The 22,606-nt window shown below is 55.7% G+C and carries 17 protein-coding genes; 2 read left to right on the top strand and 15 right to left on the bottom strand.

Going from position 1 to position 22,606, the window contains the following annotated elements; genetic code table 11:
* Together VEI50_03805 and VEI50_03800 are read right to left on the bottom strand one after the other, a co-directional pair.
* A partial coding sequence (locus VEI50_03805) for a filamentous hemagglutinin N-terminal domain-containing protein (protein ID HXX74227.1) occupies positions 1–2,799 on the bottom strand: 2,799 nt, incomplete at its 3' end.
* A 220-nt stretch (positions 2,800–3,019) separates the two neighbouring features.
* On the bottom strand, positions 3,020–4,873 hold the full coding sequence (locus VEI50_03800) for a ShlB/FhaC/HecB family hemolysin secretion/activation protein (protein HXX74226.1): 1,854 nt from the start codon (positions 4,871–4,873) through the stop codon (positions 3,020–3,022).
* A 618-nt stretch (positions 4,874–5,491) separates the two neighbouring features.
* On the opposite strand from VEI50_03800, the gene pyrE reads away from it, so the two are divergent.
* Positions 5,492–6,076, top strand: a complete 585-nt coding sequence (gene pyrE, locus VEI50_03795) for an orotate phosphoribosyltransferase (protein HXX74225.1) — start codon at positions 5,492–5,494, stop codon at positions 6,074–6,076.
* 19 nt (positions 6,077–6,095) lie between these two features.
* On the opposite strand, the gene VEI50_03790 is transcribed toward pyrE, so the two are convergent.
* Positions 6,096–6,407, bottom strand: a complete 312-nt coding sequence (locus tag VEI50_03790; GenBank protein HXX74224.1) for a hypothetical protein — start codon at positions 6,405–6,407, stop codon at positions 6,096–6,098.
* Between the two features lie 58 nt (positions 6,408–6,465).
* On the opposite strand from VEI50_03790, the gene VEI50_03785 reads away from it, so the two are divergent.
* Positions 6,466–6,861, top strand: coding sequence for a rhodanese-like domain-containing protein (locus VEI50_03785; GenBank protein ID HXX74223.1), 396 nt, complete (start codon positions 6,466–6,468; stop codon positions 6,859–6,861).
* 40 nt (positions 6,862–6,901) lie between these two features.
* Here VEI50_03785 and VEI50_03780 read toward each other — a convergent pair whose 3' ends face one another.
* From VEI50_03780 to VEI50_03725, 12 genes are all read right to left on the bottom strand, one after another.
* Positions 6,902–7,813: a phosphodiester glycosidase family protein gene (locus tag VEI50_03780; protein ID HXX74222.1), complete on the bottom strand. Its 912-nt coding sequence runs from the start codon at positions 7,811–7,813 to the stop codon at positions 6,902–6,904.
* A gap of 87 nt (positions 7,814–7,900) precedes the next feature.
* The gene (locus VEI50_03775; GenBank protein ID HXX74221.1) at positions 7,901–9,523 is read right to left on the bottom strand and encodes a response regulator; all 1,623 of its coding nucleotides are present in this window, start codon (positions 9,521–9,523) and stop codon (positions 7,901–7,903) included.
* Between the two features lie 18 nt (positions 9,524–9,541).
* Positions 9,542–9,997, bottom strand: coding sequence for a response regulator (locus VEI50_03770; protein HXX74220.1), 456 nt, complete (start codon positions 9,995–9,997; stop codon positions 9,542–9,544).
* The gene (locus VEI50_03765; protein HXX74219.1) at positions 9,997–11,487 is read right to left on the bottom strand and encodes an ATP-binding protein; all 1,491 of its coding nucleotides are present in this window, start codon (positions 11,485–11,487) and stop codon (positions 9,997–9,999) included. Before VEI50_03765 ends, VEI50_03770 begins: the two co-directional genes overlap by 1 nt.
* A gap of 130 nt (positions 11,488–11,617) precedes the next feature.
* Entirely contained in the window at positions 11,618–13,093 is a 1,476-nt protein-coding gene (locus VEI50_03760; GenBank protein ID HXX74218.1) for an NADH-quinone oxidoreductase subunit N, read from the bottom strand.
* 14 nt (positions 13,094–13,107) lie between these two features.
* Entirely contained in the window at positions 13,108–14,817 is a 1,710-nt protein-coding gene (locus VEI50_03755) for an NADH-quinone oxidoreductase subunit M (GenBank protein HXX74217.1), read from the bottom strand.
* Positions 14,818–14,822: 5 nt separating this feature from the next.
* Positions 14,823–16,382 (bottom strand): NADH-quinone oxidoreductase subunit M, encoded by a 1,560-nt coding sequence (locus VEI50_03750; GenBank protein HXX74216.1) that lies wholly within the window; start codon positions 16,380–16,382, stop codon positions 14,823–14,825.
* A 10-nt stretch (positions 16,383–16,392) separates the two neighbouring features.
* Complete coding sequence (nuoL, locus tag VEI50_03745) at positions 16,393–18,363, bottom strand: NADH-quinone oxidoreductase subunit L (GenBank protein ID HXX74215.1); 1,971 nt, start codon at positions 18,361–18,363, stop codon at positions 16,393–16,395.
* A 4-nt stretch (positions 18,364–18,367) separates the two neighbouring features.
* Entirely contained in the window at positions 18,368–18,670 is a 303-nt protein-coding gene (gene nuoK, locus VEI50_03740) for an NADH-quinone oxidoreductase subunit NuoK (protein HXX74214.1), read from the bottom strand.
* A gap of 87 nt (positions 18,671–18,757) precedes the next feature.
* Positions 18,758–19,282: an NADH-quinone oxidoreductase subunit J gene (locus tag VEI50_03735; GenBank protein HXX74213.1), complete on the bottom strand. Its 525-nt coding sequence runs from the start codon at positions 19,280–19,282 to the stop codon at positions 18,758–18,760.
* 7 nt (positions 19,283–19,289) lie between these two features.
* On the bottom strand, positions 19,290–19,877 hold the full coding sequence (nuoI, locus tag VEI50_03730) for an NADH-quinone oxidoreductase subunit NuoI (protein ID HXX74212.1): 588 nt from the start codon (positions 19,875–19,877) through the stop codon (positions 19,290–19,292).
* Between the two features lie 16 nt (positions 19,878–19,893).
* Positions 19,894–22,593, bottom strand: a complete 2,700-nt coding sequence (locus tag VEI50_03725) for a molybdopterin-dependent oxidoreductase (GenBank protein HXX74211.1) — start codon at positions 22,591–22,593, stop codon at positions 19,894–19,896.
* Positions 22,594–22,606: the final 13 nt, after the last annotated feature.

The following is a 22,606-nucleotide window of genomic DNA, read 5'->3' as shown; positions in this document are numbered from 1 at the left end:
GCCACTGGTGATCGTGAGATCGCCACCCAGCGTGACGGGCTGGAGAATGCTCACCGCATCATTGGTGGTGGTGATGGTTCGGGTGCCTGTGGTGGTCACAGCCCCCGCGCCGTTCTGGGTGACGGCCCCATCGGCTGTGATATCCGCGTTCAAAGCTAACGTTCCCGCGTTGGTCAGTGTGACGGTTCCGTTGTTCGTCGTGGTGATGGGCTGGGCGACTGTAAGGGCACGGGCGGTGTTTGTCGTGACGGCAACATTCCCAGCGGCTGTGATGCCGTTGATACCGTCGACCGTGCCGATGGTGAGGGGAGTCGCGGCAGCGGACGTAAGGCCGGTATAGGAAATGGCATTACCGGCACCAGTGACATTCGCAGCGAGGGTATTGACCGTATTTGCCGCGTTATTCAACGTCACGGCCCCGACGCTCGTGACGGCCAGATTAGTTTCTGTGATGGCGGCCGTTTGGGTGATCGTGCCACCGGAGATGAGGGATAGTGTGGTGGTGCCGGCTGGAGCGATGGCCCCACTAATGGCCATATTGCCGCTAGTGACGCTGCCTACGCGAAGTATGCCGGCGGTGATGGTATTGAGTCTCGCACTTGTCAGACTGAGCGTCCCGCCAACGTTAGCTCCAAGAGTGATCCCGCGTCCCGCGCTGTTCGGTTGCAAGGTAGCGATTGCACCAGTTGCGGTGGTCGTGCTGCTGTTTGACAACGTCATGGTGTCAGCGGTGTAGGTGATCCCGCCTGTTCCGGTGACGTTGGAATTGGCGTTCAGAGTCAAAGTGTTCGATCCACCTACTGTCAATGCCACGGTACTGGTGCCCGCATTGACATCCGCCGCCGCCGCTGTATTAGTGACCGTGAGGTTCCCATTCGTCGTCGTGAGGGTAATCGGGCCGTTGTTCGTGCTTACGCCGGTTAGAGCGCCGATGGTAGTAATGTTCAGTGCATTTGCGTCCGTGTAAGAGAAGGCTTCACCTGCGACGGTGGTGCGGCCTGCGATCGTGCCGACATTGTTCGCCGGGTTCGTGATGGAGACGGTTTTGGCGCTGTCCACCGCTAGGCTGGTGCCTGTGACGGCGCCGGTGAGGTTGATTCCGCCCCCTCCACCTGCATTCGTGCCAATCGTAAGGGTGACCGTACTGGTACCAGCGTTAATCGCCCCTGCTCCGGTAATGCTACCGTCGCCAGCCAATCTTCCTGCCCCAGCCCCTGAGTCGTTCGCGGTCATCGAGATCGCGCCGTTATTGGTGGCCACCCCTGCATTGACGTTGATATCCCGGCCGGCCCGCATATTGATCCCGATTCCGGCTCCGGTCATCGCGATGGCGTTCGTGATGGTAATATCATTGTTTGCCTGGAGATTGACGGTCGCTGCCGCACCGTTGATTGTGGCGGGCGCAATTGTACAGCCACCTGGCACGCAATCAGGATTGGCAAACAAACTAACCTGAGGAAGCGTGGCTGTCCCGCCATTGGCTACCGTGATGTTTGTGGGATCGAGGAGGACGGAACCGGTGACTCCGTGGGGGGCGAGCGCGTTGATTTGGCCAGTGAATTCCAGCAGGTTGTGACCCGAAGCTTCGATCTGACCACCATTGCCGCCAGTTTGTCCGCCGTTGGCAAGAATGGTTCCGCGGAAGGCGGTATTCTGGTCCGACCAGATGACTGTATTGCCAGCGCTTGAGTTGCCCACCCCCGAGGTGTCGATGACGGCTCCGGTGGCGACGATGGTCTCCTTGCTGGAGGTCGCAAGAACATTCCCTCCATTCGCGTTGTCAGCCCCACGGGCGAGGATCGAGCCAGCGACGCCGACCATTTGACCACTTAGCGTCACTTCGCCCTGAGCCGCACCAGGTTCGGCAGCAGAGACGTCGAGCGTGCCGGTGTTGATCACCCGCCCGTCAGCGTTTTTCACTTCTCCAAGATGCTGCTGCCAACCAAGTGCCCCTGTATTCTGCACGGGGTCGCTGCCTTCGAGGAGAATGACACCGCCGTGGTTGACGAGACTCCTGGCGCGGATAATACCGCTTTGATTAATGACCGATTCGAAGACGTCACCAGAGGCTCTCGCAGAGAGAATTACGTGGCCGCCGTCGGCTTGGATCGTCCCGCTGTTTGACACGGCACTAGTCAATGGCTTGCCGTCAGGACCAAGAACTTGGCTCGCCACCTTGTCGCTCAACACATATTTGATCAGACCGTCACCCATGAGGTCGATCGTGGCTTTCTGAGCAGAGCCGAGAAGAACTGAACCCAGATTGGCCAGAATGACTCCGTCATTGGCCACGCCGGGGGCGATGAGATAGACAAACCCATGGTCTGACACGTGGATAGTGCCATTGTTGACAACCGACCTGAGTCCCTTTAATGGATCTTGTGCGAACAGGTAACGACCTGCCATGAAATCGCCGTCTTTGATCTGAAGGGTCGTGGCCAGTAACCCGCCCACGTTGATCTGGGCACCAGCTCCGAACAGAATGCCGTTGGGGTTGATCAAGAAAATTCGACCGTTTGCTTGGAGTTGGCCGAGAATCACCGACGGATCGATCCCAAGGACACGGTTCAGTGCAATCGAGTAGATCGAGGGCTGATAGAAGCGCACGGCTTCATTGGCGGCGATCGAGAAACTGTTCCAATTGAGAATCGCTTTGTCGGTACTTTGCAGAATACTTAGACTAGTTGGTGAGGTGTGCTGGATTGTGGCTTGACCTGCGACGACCTGACCGTTCGTTGGCAGGGCGAGAGCGAGAGTCGACACCCAGAGTTGGAGCGCAACGAGGGCGATAGTCAACATGGGGGAGAGCCACCCTCTCGACCTTTGACGGATGACAATATCTTGGGCTATCGCTGTCCTTTGTCCTAAGCCCATTGAGTACCTTCTCCTCGTCGACGTAAGAACCGCCAATTAACTATAGCTCGTGATCATTCTTACGCAAGGAATGGCCACGGTTCGCCGCATTTCTTTCGCCGGTCCCCCCAGTTTTGCCCTCGCAAATGTCCATAGGCATGGCTCATTAGAACCGCGTCGCAATGGAGAAATATAATATAGGGGAGCGGTCTCCCGTGATTGTCCCACCGATCGGTTTCGGTCCGATGGGAAAGCCGAGATCAAGACGTATGTTGGTGCTGTACCAGGGCAATTGGGTCTGAAGCCCCACCCCGGTTCCGGTCATATTGGTCGAGCGATGCTCACCAGGTTGCGGATTCCTCAGGAGGCCGGCTCCGTAATCGATAAAGATCGCGCCTTGGGTCTGTTTGAGCGCAGTCGGCATTAAGGATGGGAAAAACGGAATGCGCGTTTCGGCGGACAGGGTATAGCCTTCGTCGACAAACCGTTCTCCCAATTGATAGCCGCGTACAGAATCAGGTCCACCGAGAAGCATCTGCTCCATGACGACGACCGGACCTGTAGTGATCTGACCGCTTGCTTTCAACACCAATAGCATCTCGTGCCCTAGACTCTGGATGCGTCCGGTGGCGATGGTCGCTTTCGTGAAACGGTCATCGGCACCCCGACGGGATGCCTGCGGCGAGTTGTCGCTCATACCGCCCAGAAACTCACCCAACCCCTGGAATCCGTAGACGGAGGCATACCATCGACCTAAGAGATCTAGGCGATCCCAGTTCACACCGAGTCTGAGAGAGCGTATGGCATCGTCGGCGACTAAAGTATCGAGCAGCTCGAGTGTGCTGTGCTTTGCGGAGAACCCGAATTCACCAAGAAGGTTTTGAAACCGAGATTTAATAAAGGGATGGGTAACCGCGATATCGCCGGTGGTGATGTGGCCGTGAATTTGGAGGAAGTCCAATTGGCTTCCGACGTCGAACTTGCCGTCAGAACCGCCAATGACAAGCTTGGTGCCGTGAACACCGATCGGCATACTATAGTTGCCCAGGCCGTAGAGCAGCTGATTCGGCTCATTTCCCATGATGCCGCGGAGGGTGAGTGTACCGCCGTCCACGAGCACATTGCCGGCTTCTACTCCGGCGCCGAATCGATAGCGTGAAATCGTGTTGAAGCCGTAGTTGTTCATGTCGAGCATGAAATTCAACGGCCGTTTGTCTTCAGCGGTGATATGCACATCCGTGGCGCCGGCTGATTTTCCAGGCTCCAGCGTAGCGGAGGTCTTTAGACTCGGATACTCGTTCAACAGCAGGAGGCCCCGTTCCAAGGATTCGTTTCGGGCGACGTTCTCTTCCATGGCTTGGGCAAAATGCCCCTTGATAAACGAGGACGAGTAGTACTTGTTTCCGGAGACAGTCACGTCGCCGATCCGACCTTCGAGCACGGCCAGCTCTACCATGCCGAATTTGATCTCTTGCTGAGGCACGTAGGCCAGGGCGAGGGTATAACCCATTTTCCGATAGTGATCAGTCACGGCTTGAGCTGCTGACTCTAACAATGGCAGATCGAGCTCCTGCCCGACATATGGTTTGGTGATTGCTTCGAGCTCCTCCTTGCTCACGACTGTGTTGCCATTGAATAGAAAGCCTTTGACGATGGCTGTTTGGGGTATTTGCTGGTTCGGTTCCTCGGTTGGTTGTGCAGATTGTTTCGTGGTTGGATTTACCGATTCGGATGGCGCAGGCGTTGTGTCATCCGCTGCCAGCCGTACGGATGTCCTTTCGGTGGATTTGGCCGACTCAGTCGATGCAAGCGGTTTGGTAGTTGATGAGGCAGTCAACTCAACTGCAGAAAAATCTGGATATCGGAGAGCGGTCTGAGACGTGTTTATGGATGAACTCCGAGACTCGTTTACCAGCGATTCCTGGCCGAATCCGGTCATGGGCAAGCAGCAGACGAGCATTGTTGCAAATAGTCCTGCTGGTTTGACTCGCCGATAATCGGGAGTCGAATCGAGTATCATGCACGCTCCGCTAAGTCGTCGTTCGTTGGTATCGTCTCGCTTGGTGGGTACGCTGGTGCCCCAAGGGACTGGACCGTGCTCGGGCAGGTGGTGTACAGTGCATCACCACCGTTCGCGCACTACCGAACGTCAATGAATTCCTGTATGTTTCGATCGCTGCTGCTCATCGCCCTGCTCTTATCTTGGTCAGGTTGTGCGACTCCTGAACCCACACCGGTGGGTCAGAAGCCAGATCCGGAGCAACCCCAACCTCCTCCTGAGGTTGAACGCACACCTCCGCCCAAACAGCCGCCTACATACTGTCCCCCAGCAATGCGCGGATCGTGCTAGTGTCAGAATGTCGATGAGATATGGGCATCGATATCCTGTACTATACGTAGGATTTAACTTTTCGAAAACAAAATACGTGTATTTCAACGAAGCGCTCTTTCGCGCCATATATTAGGTGACCAAACTTCAGGCCGAATGTCGGTGGATGATCGTAATGAGCAAGGACAAAGAGATTTTTTTTGGGCGACGAAGCTGTCTAAAATAGGCACATTCGTGACGACCGCTTACGAGACTCTGTGCCTGCAGCAGAGTGCATCAGTCAGCCATTCTAGAAAGTAAAGAAATTCCGTGCTCAAGAATAATCTGATCGAAGCCTTCTATACGACTCATTCATTTCAATGGGATCCACGTAAAGGATTTCGATTGGCTTCAGGACTCACCAGTCCATACTATGTCGATTGCCGTGCATTGATGGCACAGCCGAGTGCTCGGGCGCTGGTTGCAGAACTGGCATGGCAGAAGCTCAATCACTTGTCGATCGATTGCATCGGAGGACTCGAAATAGGCGCGATCTCGATTGCTGCGACCATTTCAGATTTTGCCTATCGAGCAACACCAAAACGGGAATGGAGAACGTTCGTCGTCCGTAAGCAGCCCAAAGATCATGGGCTGGGGAAGTTGATCGAGGGGGTGGTGAAAGCAGGCGATCGGGCGGTGATCGTGGACGATGTGCTTACGAGTGGCGGTTCTCTGCTCAAAGCCGTGACAGCTGCGAGAGATGCTGGTCTCATCGTTCATCATGCCCTGGTCATCGTGGATCGGAAGGAGCAGGATGGACGTGCCAGAGTGGAACAGGAGGGTGTTAGCGTCGTGAGCCTGATCACTATCGACGATCTAATATCCTATCCTACCACTACGGTCCCAGAAGGTTGACGGTCGGTTCAGCGAAGAGTCATTTGCAGCGAAACTCGATTCCCCAGCGCCGCTCCTGAATCATTTCCTGGCTGCCTCGGACAGTCTCAGCAACCTGTGATCGGCTTTTTGTTTCGCCTTCCCGTACAATGGTATAGGCGCCTCCGCACTTCTGCTGCATCAGCGAGAGGGCATCCTTCCTGAAGGAGGACAGCAAATGACCTTGCTCGCCCTTGAATGGATAGACCACCACACCGCCGTCGTCTCGGTCTTGGACTATCTTTGCCCCGTCTGCACAGCCGACAACCGCGAGACATGCTGCGATTATCGCGACCCTTGACCGGTGATTCATAGTCTTCCTAGAATACGTGCGTATATATTCTTCATCGCTACGTTACAGGAGGATGAACATGAAATCGAGAGCCGCATTTTTCATCAGCGCCTTGCTCATACTACTCGTTGCGGTCAGCACAACCTCCGCCCACCATTCCTATCTATTAACGGTTCAGCAGCTGAGGGCCGGATTGACCAAAGCTCCTTCGATGGCACAGAAAGGCTTCATTCTAATCGACGTGCGTTCAACCGAAGAACATGCGACGGGCTATATCCCGGGTACGGACCTCAATATTGATTTCCGTGAGATCAAGACGCGTCACCGCGAGATCGGGGCACAGTTAGATGACCACATCGTCGTTTATTGCCAGTCGGGCCATCGCAGCAACATCGCCGCGGAAACCCTGGCTGATCTGGGGTATTGGCATGTCTACAATGTCAGCGGCGGCATGAATGCCTGGCAAGAGGCGTGATTTCCGGTCGAGACAGCGCGTCGATAACTCGAGAAAAAAGCTATCGACCAGTAGGCTTTTCCGGTGTGACCTGATTTGCCGAGACAGTGCGACGTGGACTGATGCCGATGACGGCCGGCAGTCCAATATGAGCCGTCGAGTTATCGGCCGATTGTAAGAGCCAGGGCTGTAGAACACCTGATATGATCGCTGTTTGTGCGGTTGCCGCGTTCAGGACCACATCTGACGAAGACCCTCCGTCCATCGCCATTGCTTGCCGGACCGCAGGAAATGTATCCCGCATACATTGACCAACGGCATGGAGTGATACTGCATCCGTGCTCTTCAGCAGCAGCACATGTCCATTCCCGAGTTCTGCAAGAATCGTTTGCTGGGCCCGCTTCCCAGTCTGGCGTACGCGCACTTTCCCTGTTCGATCGAGAAGCATCAACGATTGTGCCGCTTCTTGGTAACCGGGTCGCTGTTCATCGAACGGATCGACGGCGAGGTCTAGCACTTTCGCACGACGCGATGTCGAGTCGACGGGCTCAGCTACGAAAAGCCCCATCCATGTGGGATGGCGCTTGCCCCCGATCGAGCGTCCATTGGCATATAGCAGGCCGAGATACGAAAAGTCCTCTCGGAATAGGCCGGCATTGAAGATGAGGTCATGACCCGTCTGTTTTTGCCATTGGCGAATGTCCAGCGGGGCTGACAGTCCCTCCCGCTGATAGTGATGGACCACAAAGCGGTAGCGGTCTGGATCAATGTCAAAGGCGATAAGCGGCGGGACGTCTTGGCAGGGCGTCTGCGGCGACCAGACCGTCACAGACAGTCCTTCCGCGACAGGGTCCCACGTCAATGTTTGAGTACTTGCCTGGTGTGGCAAGCCAATGACCAGCCAGGTCGTTCCCAACAAAAAAACAGCAGCAAAGCTTGAGCAGGGTCGATGGCATCGCAAGAGAAATCTCATGGTTCGTTGCGGTCGAGTATAGAGAGGCTATGCGAGGACCGTCAAATCAAGAAGTGCCTGAAGCCGGCACTTCTGGAGGATGCGCGCTCAGCGCAAGACGGCTCGCGGTGCGGGCAGAGTGGCGCTCGGTTTGCCGGAATGCGACGGCGTGTCGAGGAGTTCTCTGACAGCCCGCGCAAGGGCCTCAGGTGTAAAGGGTTTCTGGAGGAAGCTACTGGAGCCTTCTTCATGTCCCGCATGGAGCCCGACATCGTCGATGTATCCGGAAATGAAAAGAATTTTTAGATCCGGCTTGATGACAGAAAGATGCTGTGCCAGTTCTCGACCACCCATACCAGGCATAACAACATCGGTCAGCAACAGATCGAGCGTGCCCGCCTGCTGCGTTGCCAGCAAGCACGCTTCGACACCGTTCTTGGCCTCCAGCACCCGATAACCGAGTTTGCGCAGTTCATCTCGCACGAGATTGCGAACACTCGGGTCGTCTTCGACGAGAAGAATAGTTTCCGTCCCCCGTTTGGGTTGCCCCGCGCCTTGGGGTAGAGCGGCGACTGGCACGTCGGATTCGATGCTGGGGAAGTACACGTCGAACTTCGTCCCGTGTCCCACACGGCTGGCCACGTCGATACCACCACCGCACTGAGTAACGATTCCAAACACCGTGGAGAGCCCCAGTCCACTGCCCTTCCCTTCTTCTTTCGTAGTAAAGAATGGTTCGAAGATGTGCGACTGAGTCTGGCGATCCATCCCGCATCCCGTATCACTGACCGATAATTTCACATAGGGACCGGGTGCCAGTGGGCGGAGATAATGGACAGGGCTGCGGGTGAGCTCGACCTGGGCAGTTTCGAGGGTGAGAATTCCACCTTTCGGCATCGCGTCTCGTGCATTGACGACAAGATTCATGAGGACTTGCTCGAGCTGCGCCTGGTCCGCGCGTACGCGGCCGTTTCCAGGATCAAGCTTGGTGACAAGGCGAATGTCTTCTCCAATCAATCGTCGCAACATGCTTTCCAGATTAGTGACGACGGTGTTGAGACTCAACACTTTCGGGTCCATCGACTGCTTGCGGCTGAATGCCAGCAATTGTCGAATCAATCCGGCGGCCCGCTCCCCCGCTTTCTGAGTCTCTTCGATCTTACTGCGAAGCGGGTGCTCAGGGCCCAGCTCGGTCGACAGGACCTGGCTATATCCCATGATGACGGTAAGGAGGTTGTTGAAGTCGTGAGCAATACCACCCGCCAGTCGTCCCACCGCTTCCATTTTTTGCGCCTGGCGGAACTGCTTCTCGCTCTGCTCCAGAGCGTCCTCGGCGCGTTGTCGTTCAGCTCGTTCTTCCACCTCTCGTAAGGCCCGCTGGACAGAGGGAACCAATCGACCTAACCGCTGCTTGAGAATGTAATCCGTTGCTCCTTGGTGCATAGCATCAATGGCCAGGTCCTCGCCAATCGTCGCGGAGACGAACATGAACGGTACTTCGGGGCGGTGTTGCCGAGCGAGCGTCAGGGCACTGAATCCATCAAAGCCTGGGATCGAGTAGTCCGCGAGGATCAGGTCGATCTGGCCCTCTTTGAGCGCGGCCACGAAATCCTGACGCGTATCGACGCGGTGAGATTGGCAGGGGATTCCTCTCTCCGTCATGGTCGCCGTAATCAGGTCGGCGTCGACCGGATTATCTTCGAGAAGCAGAAGACGCAGAGGGGACTTCACGGGTCCTCGATTGTGAGACTACTGGATGGATGTTTCGCCTTCAGGAGGTGGTTCGTTGATCACACCCCAAAAGACGCCTAATTCTTTCACGGCGTTGATGAATTGGTGAAACTCAACCGGCTTGACAACGTAGGCATTGGCACCCAAAGCATAGCTTTGGGCCAGGTCTCGCTCTTCTCGTGACGATGTCAGCATGACAACCGGGATATGCTGAAGGTCGGTGTCATTCTTGATCGTTCTCAGCACCTCGATGCCGTCGACTTTCGGCATCTTAAGGTCAAGAAAAACAACAGCCGGATTTCCATGACGTCGCGTCCTATAAGACCCGCGGCAGTACAGATAATCTAACACCTCTGCGCCATCATGACAGACGACAACTTTGTCGGCGATGTGATGTTCCTCCATCGCGGCCAAGGCCAGTTCAGCGTCACGAGGATTGTCCTCTGCCAGCAAAATCGGTTTCAAGGTAGTCATCAGACAGCTCTTTTCGTTGGGAGGGTAAAGAAAAATGTCGCTCCCCGGTCGACCGCTCCTTCGGCCCGGGTCTGGCCACCATGACGATGAATGATTCGTCGAACATTCGCAAGCCCGATACCAGTTCCTTCGAACTCGTCATTGCGGTGGAGGCGTTGGAACACCCCAAACAATTTATTCGCGTATTGCATGTCAAACCCTGCTCCATTGTCCCGGACGAAGATCTCGGTCTCTCCCGCGGTCCGCCGAGTGGCGCCGATCTCAATCTTTGCTTCGGCGCGATGTTTGGTGAACTTGATAGCGTTCGCGAGCAAATTCATAAACACCTGACGCAACATCGCTGGATCGCCAGAGACTTCAGGTAACGGCCCAATTGTCCAGGAGATTGTCCGTCCTTGCAAGTCAAGCCGCAAATCGTGAATGACGGTCTTGACCAGTTGATCCAAACTTACGGTCGTGCGCAACATCTCTTGCCGGCCCATGCGGGAAAACACCAGCAGGTCGTCGATGAGTTGACCCATTTGTTTGGCGGAGTCGGAGATCGTTTGGAGATACCGTCTGGATTTGTCATTGAGCGACTCCCCCGCCGTCTTGGACAGCAAGGAGGCATACCCGTCGATATGGCGGAGAGGCGCGCGAAGATCGTGAGAGACGGAATAGCTGAAGGCCTCGAGTTCTTTGTTGGCGGCTTGGAGTAGCTCTCCGCGTCGCCGAAGTTCTGCCGCGACGCGACGTCGCTCCGTGATATCGTGACGGATCAAGTAATATACGGAGGCAAGCAAAACGAGTTGGAGGAGCGCCCCAAGAACTAAGAGCACGATGGTGTTTCTCGTGCTGCCTGTCGATTGAACGACACGGCCCCGAAGTGCCTTCTGCTCAGCCGCGTCCAGTTCGACGATCAAGCGATGGATTGCGTCAAGCTCTTGTTTCGCCGCGCCCGAAAGTGCGATACGGCGGACCCCCTCGTAACCGTTTGTCTCTCGCGCTGAAATAGCGGCGGCTTCGGCGTCGAGCTGTTGGCGAATTAATCGTTCAAGGCTTGCCACCCGTTCCTGTTGGTCGGGGGCTCCTTCTGTCAAGCTTCGAAGATACTGAGAGAAGACGGGCATCTGCTCCAGGACGGTTTTGTGTCCTTTGAGGTAGGCCTCGTCACCCGTCACGAGATAGCGGCGATGCCCGCGCTCCGCATCATCCAATGCTTCCCCTATCGAACCGAGCAGCTGCACGAGTTCGTGGCTTCTCGTATCGAGGCGGCTATTCTTGATCAGCACCGACGTGTTTCGGTAGGACGCGATACTGATCACGACAATTCCCGCAAACACGAGCCCGAATCCAGCGAGCACACGCTGCTCAATGGACCAGCCGGCAAACCATCGCAAAGTTCCGCTTACGCGCGAGGGAGACAGGGATTTCTTCTCAGCGTCCGACGTCGAATGTACGGATGCTGCGGCGGCTGGAACGGTGGGACGATCTTGGGTGACGGATGCCATGATAGACGCAGAACCCACACTGCGGCGTTAGGGAAAACCCCCGTGCCAGAACTCTACTCTGCCCCACTAGACCCTGCAAGAAATATTTTACCAGAAGGCTCGCTGGGCGCGGCGTCACGACGAAGAGCGATTACCCACTGAACGGCAAAGATGGCGGAATGAACGCAGCTGGACCTGTAAGGTTGGAGAACATCAGCGTTGCAGCCACCACCCAGTCGATCGCCGGCTGCGGATAGATGCCGATCGCGAGCGTCCCAGCGAGTCCGGCGTACACCACGGCCTTCATGGGGCCCGAGATCGATACCGGCGATGGGTCGTGGGGCTCGACGATGTACATCTTTTTCACGACGATCAAGTAGTAGTACAAAGAGATCACGATGTTGATCAGTCCGACCGTGATGAGGGTATAGAGTCCCTCCTTGATTGCCGCAACAAAAATATAGACCTTGCCGATGAATCCCGCGAGAGGAGGCACGCCGGCCAGGGACAACAGAAAAATCAGCATGGCGAAGGCAAGGAACGGCGAACGGCGGCCCAGGCCGCTATAATCTTCAATTTCATCGCTGCCGATTGCCTGGCTGACCGCAATGACGATGGCGAAGGCTCCTAAGTTCGCGAACAGATAGGTCAACAGGTAAAACAAAATTGCATCACTTCCCATCTTCGTCCCGGCAGCGAGGCCGATGAGCACATTGCCGATCTGGGCAATGCCGGAATAGGCCAGTAGTCGTTTGATGTTTTTCTGCGCGATCGCCACGATGTTGCCGTAAGTCATCGACAGAATCGAGGCCGCCACCAGCATGAGCACCCAGGTGGGTTTGAAACCGGCGAGCGCGACATAGAACATCCGAAGGAGAATGGCAAACGCTGCCCCTTTCGGTGCGATCGACAGGAATGCGGTCACCGGCGTCGGTGATCCGTGATACGTGTCGGGAATCCAGGAGTGGAACGGCACAGCTCCGATTTTGAAACCCAGCGCCGCGAAGATGAGCAAATAACCGATGATCAATCCTGGCGTGGCCTGTGCAGACGCCATATCCGAGAAGACGAGCTTCCCTGTCTCGCCGTATACCAAGCTGATCCCGTAGGCAAGAAGACCAGCCGCAAAGACACCCAGGATGAAGAATTTGAGTCCTGCCTCGTTCGATGCGGCGTCTTCCCGCAGGTAGGCGACCAGGACATAGAAGCCGAAGGTCGAGAACTCAAGCGTCACAAAAACGGACAGGAGATCGTTCGCCGAGGCCATGAACATCATACCCAGCGCCGACATCGCAACCAGAAAATAATATTCCCCGCGAAAGAACGTGAAGCGATGAACGAATTGGATGGAGGCGATGATGACTAATATTGTGGCCACCACGATCAGCATCTTGAAGAACAAGGCCATCCGATCGACTACGAACATGTTGGCAAAGAGTGCCCCGGTGATGCCGGTCACATCAAACCATATGAGACACCCCAATGTGATCGTGAGCCCTCCTACGCTGAGATAGGCCAGCTGTTCCTTCGGCAATCGTGGAAAGGCAAAATCGAGGACCAGGATCAGACAGATCCAGAACGTGAGGAGCATCTCCGGCAAGAGCAATAATAAGTCGGAGGGAGACATGGTCAGAGAGAATGTCATTGTCTACCTGTATAGCCCTCAGCGTTCAGCTGGCTAGCCGTCAGCTCACGTGTAGAACTCTTCGGGTCCGCAAGCTGATGGCTGCCGGCTGAACGCTGAGGGCTGTATTCGTCGGCCGCAGCGGCAATCGGCACCACGTGAGTGATCCTGGCGACGAGTGGGTCGACGCCGGATCGAACCACATTATAGAGGTGCATGGGGAATAACCCGAATCCGATACTGACGGCAATCATCACCAGCAACGGCAGGCGATCGGCGACCGCCACGGCATCATGCGAATGGCTATACTTCTGATCCATCGTCCCGTAGAAAACCCCGCGCATCATCCGGAACAAGTATGCCAGGGTGATCACAATGCCGATCACAGCGACAATCACCTGCAAGGGATACTTCTGCCAACTCCCAACGATGATCATGATTTCGGCGATAAAATTGATGGTCCCCGGCATCCCGATCGATGCCATGCAAGCCACCACGAAGCAACCAGCGATGAAGGGCATGCGGTTTGACAATCCCCCCAACGACGGGATATCGCGCGTGTGCGTCTGGTCATACACCCATCCGGCCATGGCGAAGAGCATGCCGGTTGCCATCGCGTGGGCGAACATATAAATCACCGCGCCGCTCAAACCGATATAGTTCAATGCGGCCATGCCCAGGAACACGTAGCCCATGTGGCTGGAACTCGAGTAGCCGATGACATATTTCGTATCCTTCGCATAAAAGGCGACAAATCCCCCGTAGAGGATGCTGAACATGCAGAGCACCGCGGCGATCGGCATGAGCTCTCTGGTCGTTTCGGGAAGAATTTCAAACGCCACACGGATGATCGAAAAGTGCCCCAGCTTCATCAACACGCCCGCGTGCAACATGCTGGTCGCAGCCGGAGCCGCTGCGTGACCAACGGGTGACCAGGAATGCAGAGGCCAGAGCGGTGCAATAGAAGCGAATCCGAAAAAGATGAGCACCCAGATGATCTTGTCGAGCGTGGTGCCGAGCACGGGGATATTCATGAGCTTCGCCTGCTCGCGCAGGACCAGAATATCGAACGTATTCAGGCCGGAGTATTTATAGATGAGCAGAATGCCCATCAGCGCGACCACCGCCCAGGCTGACAGGAAGAGGACGAGTTTCATCGCGGCGTATTCTTTGCTGTTCGAGGCAAAGTTCAAGATGAACCCGACGGAATCCCGCTGCTTGAGACCTTCTGGGTCTGTCATCTCGTTGTACTTTTTTGTGTGGCTTCCCCACATACCCAGGAGTAGATACATCGGGATGACGGACATTTCGTAGAAGAAGTATAGGAAGAATAAATCCAGCGACATGAACACGCCGATCGTCGCAGCAGCGAGGATCAGTAGCCAAATGTAGAATTCTTTGGTGCGATCCTTGATGTGCCAGGACACGAAGATGCCGGCGAACAACAGGATCGACGAAGCCAAGACCAGCGGCGTTCCAATGCCGTCGACGCCGAGGTAAAGGGAGATGCCAAGCTGCTTCGACCATTCGTATTTCTGCAGGAACTGGAACCCACCCTTGGCGGTGTCGTAGGCAAAAAATAGGTAAAGCGACGCGAGTAGGCAGATGCCGGCGGATGTTGCCGCAACTCCGCGGACGAGCATCAATTGCCGATTCGAAATGAAGATGAGCGCGGTCACACCCACGAACGGTGCGAACAAAATATACAGAAGAACGTATTCGCTCATACGATTCAGTCCGCCCTGACGGCGGGCACGTTGTCCACGGAGGCGACCGCCCCGCGGTCCAATCGATCGACCAACGCCTGCACCGACCCATTCATCATCTTCAAGAACGGAGCGGGATAGAGGCCGATCCACAAAATCATCACGGACAGCGACGATGCAATCACGACTTCCCGAAAATGGAGATCGCCGATCGACTCTCTGACGGTTTTACTCAACGGGCCAAGCATCGCCCGCTCGTAGTACCACAGGAAATATGCTGCTCCGAAGATGACTCCCAGCACCGCAACCGACCCGTAGAGCCAATGGGCTTTAAAGATTCCCAGGAGGATCAAAAATTCCCCCACGAATCCGTTGGTACCTGGGAGTCCGATCGATGCGAGGCCGATGAGCAAGAAAAACGTCGCCAGCAACGGCACCTGCTTGGCCATACCACCGAATGAGGCAAGCTGGGTTGTCTGCTGTCTTGAGTAGAGAAACCCGGCGATAAAGAACAATCCGGCTGTGCTGAACCCCAGGTTGACCATTGTGAGCAGGCTACCTTGAAGACCCTGGTAGTTGAGTGCGAAGAGACCAACTACGACAAACCCAAGATGGCTGATGCTGCTATAGGCCAACAGCCGGCGAAAATCTGGTTGAATCAGTGCCATGATCGCGCCGTACAGAATGGCGGCTAGACCAAGCGCCATCACGATCGACACGACCGTCTGGCTCTTCGACGCTTCTGGGAGGAGGGGGATGCTGAACCGGATGAATCCGAACGTACCCAATTTCAACCCGGCCAGGACCACGGCCATACCGATCGGACCTTCGAGCAAGGCATCCGGCAACCAGGTATGGAACGGGAACACAGGAGCCTTAAACGCGAAGCCCAAAAACATCAACCAGAAGATCAGAACTTGCTGATGGAGGGGAATCGGTACGGTTAGGAGCTCAAGCAGATCGAACGAGTAGGATGGCTCCATGTGATGCAACGTCGCCCATTGGTGGTAGTTGAGGTCTAGGAGGGCAATGCCCACCAACATGAAGACGCTGCCAAGCAAGGTATAGAGCACGTATTTCAGCGCCGCATAGTGTCGCTCCGCCCCGCCACCCCAGAGCTTGATGAGGAAGTAGCTCGGGATGAGCATCAACTCCCAAAACACGAAAAAGAGGATGAGATCGAGAGAGACGAAGACACCCATCGTCGTGGTTTCAAGCGCGAGCAGCGCCATCATGTAAAGTTTGACCTGATGGCGGATGGTATCCCACGAATAGATGACGATGAGAACCGTGAGGAAAGCTGTCAGCCCGACGAATAGGACACTGATGCCATCGACTGCCAGGTGGTAGCTGATCCCGAGGGCGGGAATCCATCGTACATGCTCGGCAAACTGCATCGCGGCCGAGTCGGGAACAAATCGGAGGAGGACGAACAGTGACAGGGCTAGTTCAACCAGCGCAATTGTCAGCGCTGAGGTACGGATCATATCTTCGTCGTCGAAGAGCCACAGAACGGCGGCTCCTGCGACCGGCAAAAAGAGAATGCACGACAGAATTGGGAAGGCCGAGGCCAGTTCTTCCAACATCGTTGTGACTCTAAAGTTGCAGCACCAGTTGGATTACCAGAGCGAGCAAAAACAACCCCGCCACAATCATTGCCGCGTAGTGCTGGACCATTCCGCTTTGCAGATGTCGCCATTGTCTGGCGGCGAGATGATTGCCATAACCGATGATGTTGATCCCGCCGTATATCACGTGTTTCTCGAACCACGTCGAACCGGCCGCTCCCGCTTCTGCGACCTGACCGACGGCCCGGACGATTCCATCGACCACAACTCGATCAAACCAATCGAAGAGCCAGCCGAGCTTCTTTGTCGGTTCGACAAAGAGCAGGTCATACAATTCATCGACGTAATATTTATTTAGAAGGGTCGTATAGGCGGTCGAGAATTTCGTCGCCCACCGCTCCGGTGTCGAAGGACTTACACTATAAAAGTAGTGAGCAAAGCCCCACCCAAGGAGCGCGATCCCTGTGGCGATGCCCATGAGCATCAGAACAAGACTGACCGCCGGTTCATGATCGCCTCCCGAGATTGCGACTGGGGCGAGGAACCGCTGGAACCATCCGTGCTCTGGCGGAACTCCTAAGAAACCGCCGATCAGAGACAGGCCTCCTAAAATCGCCAATGGCCCGATCATGATCATCGGCGACTCATGCACATGTTCCTCCACATGATGGTCCATCCGTGACGGGCCGTAGAAGGTCAGATAGGTCAATCTGAACATATAGAAGGCTGTCAAGAATGCGCCGGTCGCAGCCATCCCATACAGCAGGTACTGATGGTGGGTGAAGGCGTGGGCCATGATCTCGTCTTTGCTCCAGAAACCCGCAAGCGGCGGGATGCCGGCGATAGCGACGCTGCCAATGAAAAAGAGCCAGTGAGTCCAGGGAATCTTGTGTTTCAGCCCGCCCATTTTACGAATGTCTTGCTCGCCCGAGAGTGCGTGAATCACGGACCCGGCGGACAGAAACAGCAGTGCCTTGAAGAAGGCATGTGTCATGAGATGGAAGATTGCTGCGGTGTAGGCGCCGATTCCGCAGCCGAGAAACATGTACCCGAGTTGGCTGACGGTCGAGTAAGCCAGGACACGCTTGATATCAGTCTGGACCAAACCAATGGTTGCAGCGAAGAGAGCTGTCGATCCACCGACGATGGCGACCACGGTCATGGAGGTTGGCGAGACATCGTAAATCGCATGGTTTCTGACGATCATATAGACGCCGGCTGTCACCATGGTGGCGGCATGAATCAAGGCACTTACCGGAGTTGGACCCTCCATGGCATCCGGCAGCCAGGTATAGAGGGGGAGCTGCGCGGATTTTCCGATGGCCCCCACAAGCAAGCACAACGCGATCGCCGTGGCCATCTCCGGCGACAACTGGCTGACTTGGGCGAACACCTTCGTGTAATCGAGGGTCTTGAAGTTGATGAAAACCAGGAAGATCGCCAACAGGAATCCAGCATCGCCGATACGATTCACGACGAAAGCTTTCGTGGCCGCTTTGGCTGCCGAGACTTTATCGTAGTAGTAGCCGATTAAGAGATACGAGCAGAGCCCGACACCTTCCCACCCAATAAACAGGACGGCGTAATTGTTCCCCATCACAAGGAGCAACATTGAGACCATGAAGAGATTCATATAGGTGAAGAACCGCGTAAATCCGGTTTCACCGTGCATATAGCCGACTGAATAGACGTGAATGAGGAAGCCGACGCCGGTCACGACCAACAGCATGATGCAGGTGAGGGAATCAACAAGGTATGCGAGATTGATCGTGAGGTCGCCACCGAAGATCCACTGGTAGGCGATGACTTCGTGAGGCGTGCCGGTTCTGAGGATGTTGGTGAAGACTCCGATGGTCGAGAGGAAGGAGGCACCGACCGATCCGCACGCCAGCCAATAGGCCCAGTCATGGGAATACCGGCTCCCCAACAAGCCGTTGATGACCACCGCTATTAGCGGGAAGACCGGAATCATCAGGATGAGCCAATCAGTCAAAGGCACGTCGTTACCATTTCAACAGATTCATTTCGTCCACGTTCGTCGAGATCTTTCCCCGGAAGACGACGATAATAATGGCGAGCCCGACCGCTGCTTCTCCAGCGGCAATCGCAATGATAAACAGCGCCACGAGCTGTCCTGCCATCGACTCCATGTAATGCGAAAAAGCGACGAGATTGATATTGGCCGCATTCAACATGATCTCGACGGCCATCAATACAATGATGAAATTGCGCCTGATCAAGACGCCCAATAGACCCGTGAGAAACAGCACGGCACTCACGGCGACATAGGCACTTAACGGGACCATCGAATCACCCGAAGTGTTGGAGCGATCAGCATTCAGTTATCAGCCTCCGATGGAATGCTTCACGCTGATAGCTGATGGCTGACTGCTTCATCGCTCCCGTTCCACATCCAGCGGCTTTGGTGTCTTCGCGAGCACGATCGCGCCGATGATGGCACCCAACAGGAAAACGCCCACAATTTCGAACTGCAAAAGGTAATCGCTGAACATCTTGATCCCGACCGCATGGGTGTCCCCGTCCTGCAAGATCGCCGCGGCGGGCGCGTCTCCCTTCGCGCCCCCGAATGGAGACCGAAACAAGAGCGCAAGCACATAGAGTGATCCAACCACTGCGGGAGCCAAAAAATACATAAAGGTCGAATGGAAGTACCGTTCTTCGGTCTTGAGGTTCAACAGCATCAAGACGAAGAGGTACAGCACAAGGATGGCTCCGGCATAGACGACGACCTGCACCGCCCAGAGAAATTCAGCGTTCAGGAGGACGAAGAGCCCGGAAACGTGCAGCAGAAGGGCCAACAAGGCCATGCCGCAATGTACCGGGTTGCGCAGCGCCACTGTGAGGACCCCCGCGGCGATACTCACGAGCGCAAAATAGGCGAAAAAGACAAGGGTCATCGAGGGCTCAGCTCAAGTGTTTGGGGGACGATTGAGTTGCCTTGAGGACGGATTGCGGAAAGTAGTACCGATACTCACGGCTCTCTTCAACGTTCTTTTCCTGATTGTGTGCGTAGAGGTATTTTTTGGCATCCTCGAGATGGCGTTCGCCGATGTCGTACAGCCTTGCTTTATCGAACAACAGAGTCCGCTTGTCGTGAGTGGAATACTCGTACATCTTTGTCATGGCAAGGGCATTCACGGGGCAGGCTTCGACGCAGTAGCCACAAAAGACACACTTGGTAATGTCGATGTAAAACTCACTGGCGTATCGTTGCAACGGCCGGGCGCTGTCCTCTGCACTGATGACCTTAATGCACCTCGATGGGCAGGCGGCTTCACAGAGATCGCAACCGACACAACGCTCACGGCCGTCGTCGTAGCGCAAGAGGCCGAGCGCGCCACGGTGCGCGTCGGGAATCGTCCGCTGTTCACGCGGATACTGGAATGTGATCGGCTTGTGGAACATGTGCTTGAATGTCACCTTCATTGCATCCCAGATTTCATAGAACAACGCGGCCTGGAGAACTTTTTTGGTGATACTGATGACACTCATCGGCCTCTCCGTGCCTCTAGGCCTTCTCGATCGTGACGCGTGCGAGTTTGAACGACGGAACGCTGGTCACGGGATCAAGCTGGATCGACATGAGATCCTTCACCGGCGGTTCATTGAAGTGCTCTGGGAAAAAGCACGTGTGAGGCGCTACTGACTGATCGGGCTGGATGCCCAGTTGAAGCGAGCCGCGCTCAGAAGTAACACGAACCTTGGCCCCATCGACCAGACCGAGCCGTTCCATGTCTTGCGGGTTCATCCGAAGGCGCCCCGTGTTCGGAGCGATCTTTATGAGCCCCAGTGCCTCGGTCGACATCTTGCCCGAGTGATACAACACTTGTCCCATCAGCAATGCAAACGGCCGCTGGTCCGCACCACCTGGTCGAGCAGTGCTAGTGCGATAACGGTTTGCCACCGCGGCGGTGTAGCCGTTGGCAAGGTAGTGATCCGCGTTAGGTGTGACCTTCCGGGGCTGACCAAGGTTGTAGTAGCCGGGCAGCAATTTCATAATCTCCACCTGAATGTCGTTTGTCGATTCGTACTCCCACTGGCACCCGAGGCCATTCGCGAGTGCTGTCATAATATGCCAATCCGGGAGACTCTCCCCAAGGGGATCCATCGCTTGGCGGACGCGCAGGACACGGCCTTCCAGGTTGGTGAAGGTACCGTCTTTCTCAACATAGGTGCAGGCCGGGAGAACGACGTGCGCGAGCCGGGCAGTTTCCGTGAGGAAGGGATCCTGAACGACTAAGAGCTCCAGTCGATCCAGCGCCGCCCGGACTTCCATCGAGGCGGGGAGCGTCGCAAGCGGATTTTCTCCGACCACATAGAGGGCTCGAATCTGTCCGCTTCTGCAGCGATTGAGAATGTCCACGAGATGGGCCCCACCTCCCGCAGCCGGAAGTGTGACGTCCCATGCTTTGGCAAATCGATCCCGGGCGGCTTGGTCCTCGAATCGGGCCTGCCCCGGAAGAAACTCCGCCGCCACGCCCATGTCGACGGCACCTTGTTCGTTGGGCTCTTCGGTCAATGTGTTGACGCCGCAGCCGGGACGCCCCAGCTTTCCCGAGATCCAGGCGAGGTCGATTAATTTGAGAACGTTCTGATGACCGTCGGCTCGACGGACAATACCTTCCGCACAGAGGATAATGGACCGGGGGGCTTCGGCGAACACGGCAACCGCTTCTTTGAAGCCCTGGACCGACATACCGGTTTGCGCGGCGATCTGGTCCAGAGATACATGTGCCAGAGCGGCTTTTAATGCAGCAAAAGCCTGCGGATGTTTTTTAATGATTTCTTCGTCCACCAGATCCAGTTCGATGGCGGCCTTGACGAGTCCGTCGATGGCCAGCCCTTCGGTTCCCGCCTTGATCACGAACGGATGTGAGGCGAGCTTGCCCATGTTCGTGATCGCGGAATCGATCGTGACAACCTGAGCCTTGTAGACGCGAATGGCTTCCTTAATCCGCACGGACGTGAGCGGATTGGTCTCCGTGATGTTCGATCCGATCAACAGGACAGCCTTCGCCTTGGTTAAATCTTCCCAGTCGTTTGGTGAGCGTCCGATTCCCAGCGCTTGACGGGAGGCATGGACGAAATTTAAGTGGCCATAACGTGCACTGCTGTCAAGGTTGTTTGTGCGGAACCCGGCCCGCATGAGCTTCTGAAAGAGATAGAGCTCTTCGTTCGTGCAGCGGGCCGTAATGAGGCCGGCGATCGCTTCAGCCCCGTGGCGCTTGCGGATCTCAGAAAATCGCTCGACGACGTGATGCATCGTCTCAAGCCATGGAGTTTCAACGAGCTGATTCCCCTTACGCACCAGCGGTTGTTTCAAACGTGAGGCGCTGTCGAGATACTCAAATCCGAATCGCCCCCGCACGCAGAGTCCGCCATGGCCTTTCGTCGTGTCGGCGCGGTCGCCCCATTTATTTTTCCACGACAACGGCGACGTGATACGGATGACCTCGGTATCTTTCGTTTCGACGTACAGCTGGCAACCGTCCCCGCAATAGTTGCAGGTGGTCGTCGTTTTCTTCATCTGCCAGGGCTTGTAAAGGTACTTTGAAAACTTGTTCGTAATCGCGCCCACCGGGCAGACCGCGAGACAATCTCCGCAGAATTCGCAAGACAACGGCAGGTCGCCCTTCGCCACGACTTGGTTGAATCCGCCCTTCTTCATGAATTGCAAGGCGTCGATCATCAAGACGTCCTTACAGACGTTGATGCACTCAGCGCACGCAATGCAGCGATTCATGTTGAAGTCGAGGACAAGACTCCGTGTATCTTCGGGAATGAATTTCTGCTTCGCGTTGGCGAGGCTCGTCACGCCATGCTGGAACGCCATGTCTTGGAGCTCGCAGTGGCCGTCGGCGTCACAAACTGGACAGTCCAGCGGATGGACAGAGAGGTGTTTCTCGACGGCTTTTTTCCTGGCCTGGAAAAGGTCGTCACCTTCCGTGCGAATAATCATTCCGGCAGTCGCCTTGGCCGTGCAGGAGCGGACCGGCGCCTTTTTCCCCTCCTGCATCACCAGGCACATCCCGCACGAACCAAAGGGATCAAAGGTATAGTGGTAGCACATGGCGGGAATGATCTTTCCCGTGCTGGAAATGACATCGTAGAGAGAGACGCCGTCTTTTGCCGTGACGGTTTTCCCGTCAATCGACAGTTCGATTGTGGCTGCTTCAACTTCGGGATTGGTAGCTGGTTTCAGTCCCATGTCAGACCCCAGT

The organism is Nitrospiraceae bacterium, assembly GCA_035623075.1.
In the GTDB taxonomy this organism is placed as follows: Bacteria; Nitrospirota; Nitrospiria; order Nitrospirales; family Nitrospiraceae; genus DASPUC01.
This window is presented reverse-complemented; position numbering and strand designations above follow the sequence as displayed.

Excerpts from the sequence above, each read along its gene's own strand:
- VEI50_03800 (HXX74226.1), bottom strand. The coding sequence starts at position 4,873 with ATGATACTCGATTCGACTCCCGATTATCGGCGAGTCAAACCAGCAGGA.
- VEI50_03790 (HXX74224.1), bottom strand. The coding sequence starts at position 6,407 with ATGAATCACCGGTCAAGGGTCGCGATAATCGCAGCATGTCTCGCGGTT.
- VEI50_03785 (HXX74223.1), top strand. The coding sequence starts at position 6,466 with ATGAAATCGAGAGCCGCATTTTTCATCAGCGCCTTGCTCATACTACTC.
- VEI50_03780 (HXX74222.1), bottom strand. The coding sequence starts at position 7,813 with ATGAGATTTCTCTTGCGATGCCATCGACCCTGCTCAAGCTTTGCTGCT.
- VEI50_03770 (HXX74220.1), bottom strand. The coding sequence starts at position 9,997 with ATGACTACCTTGAAACCGATTTTGCTGGCAGAGGACAATCCTCGTGAC.
- VEI50_03765 (HXX74219.1), bottom strand. The coding sequence starts at position 11,487 with ATGGCATCCGTCACCCAAGATCGTCCCACCGTTCCAGCCGCCGCAGCA.
- VEI50_03760 (HXX74218.1), bottom strand. The coding sequence starts at position 13,093 with ATGTCTCCCTCCGACTTATTATTGCTCTTGCCGGAGATGCTCCTCACG.
- VEI50_03755 (HXX74217.1), bottom strand. The coding sequence starts at position 14,817 with ATGAGCGAATACGTTCTTCTGTATATTTTGTTCGCACCGTTCGTGGGT.
- VEI50_03750 (HXX74216.1), bottom strand. The coding sequence starts at position 16,382 with ATGTTGGAAGAACTGGCCTCGGCCTTCCCAATTCTGTCGTGCATTCTC.
- nuoK (HXX74214.1), bottom strand. The coding sequence starts at position 18,670 with ATGGTCCCGTTAAGTGCCTATGTCGCCGTGAGTGCCGTGCTGTTTCTC.
- VEI50_03735 (HXX74213.1), bottom strand. The coding sequence starts at position 19,282 with ATGACCCTTGTCTTTTTCGCCTATTTTGCGCTCGTGAGTATCGCCGCG.
- nuoI (HXX74212.1), bottom strand. The coding sequence starts at position 19,877 with ATGAGTGTCATCAGTATCACCAAAAAAGTTCTCCAGGCCGCGTTGTTC.
- VEI50_03725 (HXX74211.1), bottom strand. The coding sequence starts at position 22,593 with ATGGGACTGAAACCAGCTACCAATCCCGAAGTTGAAGCAGCCACAATC.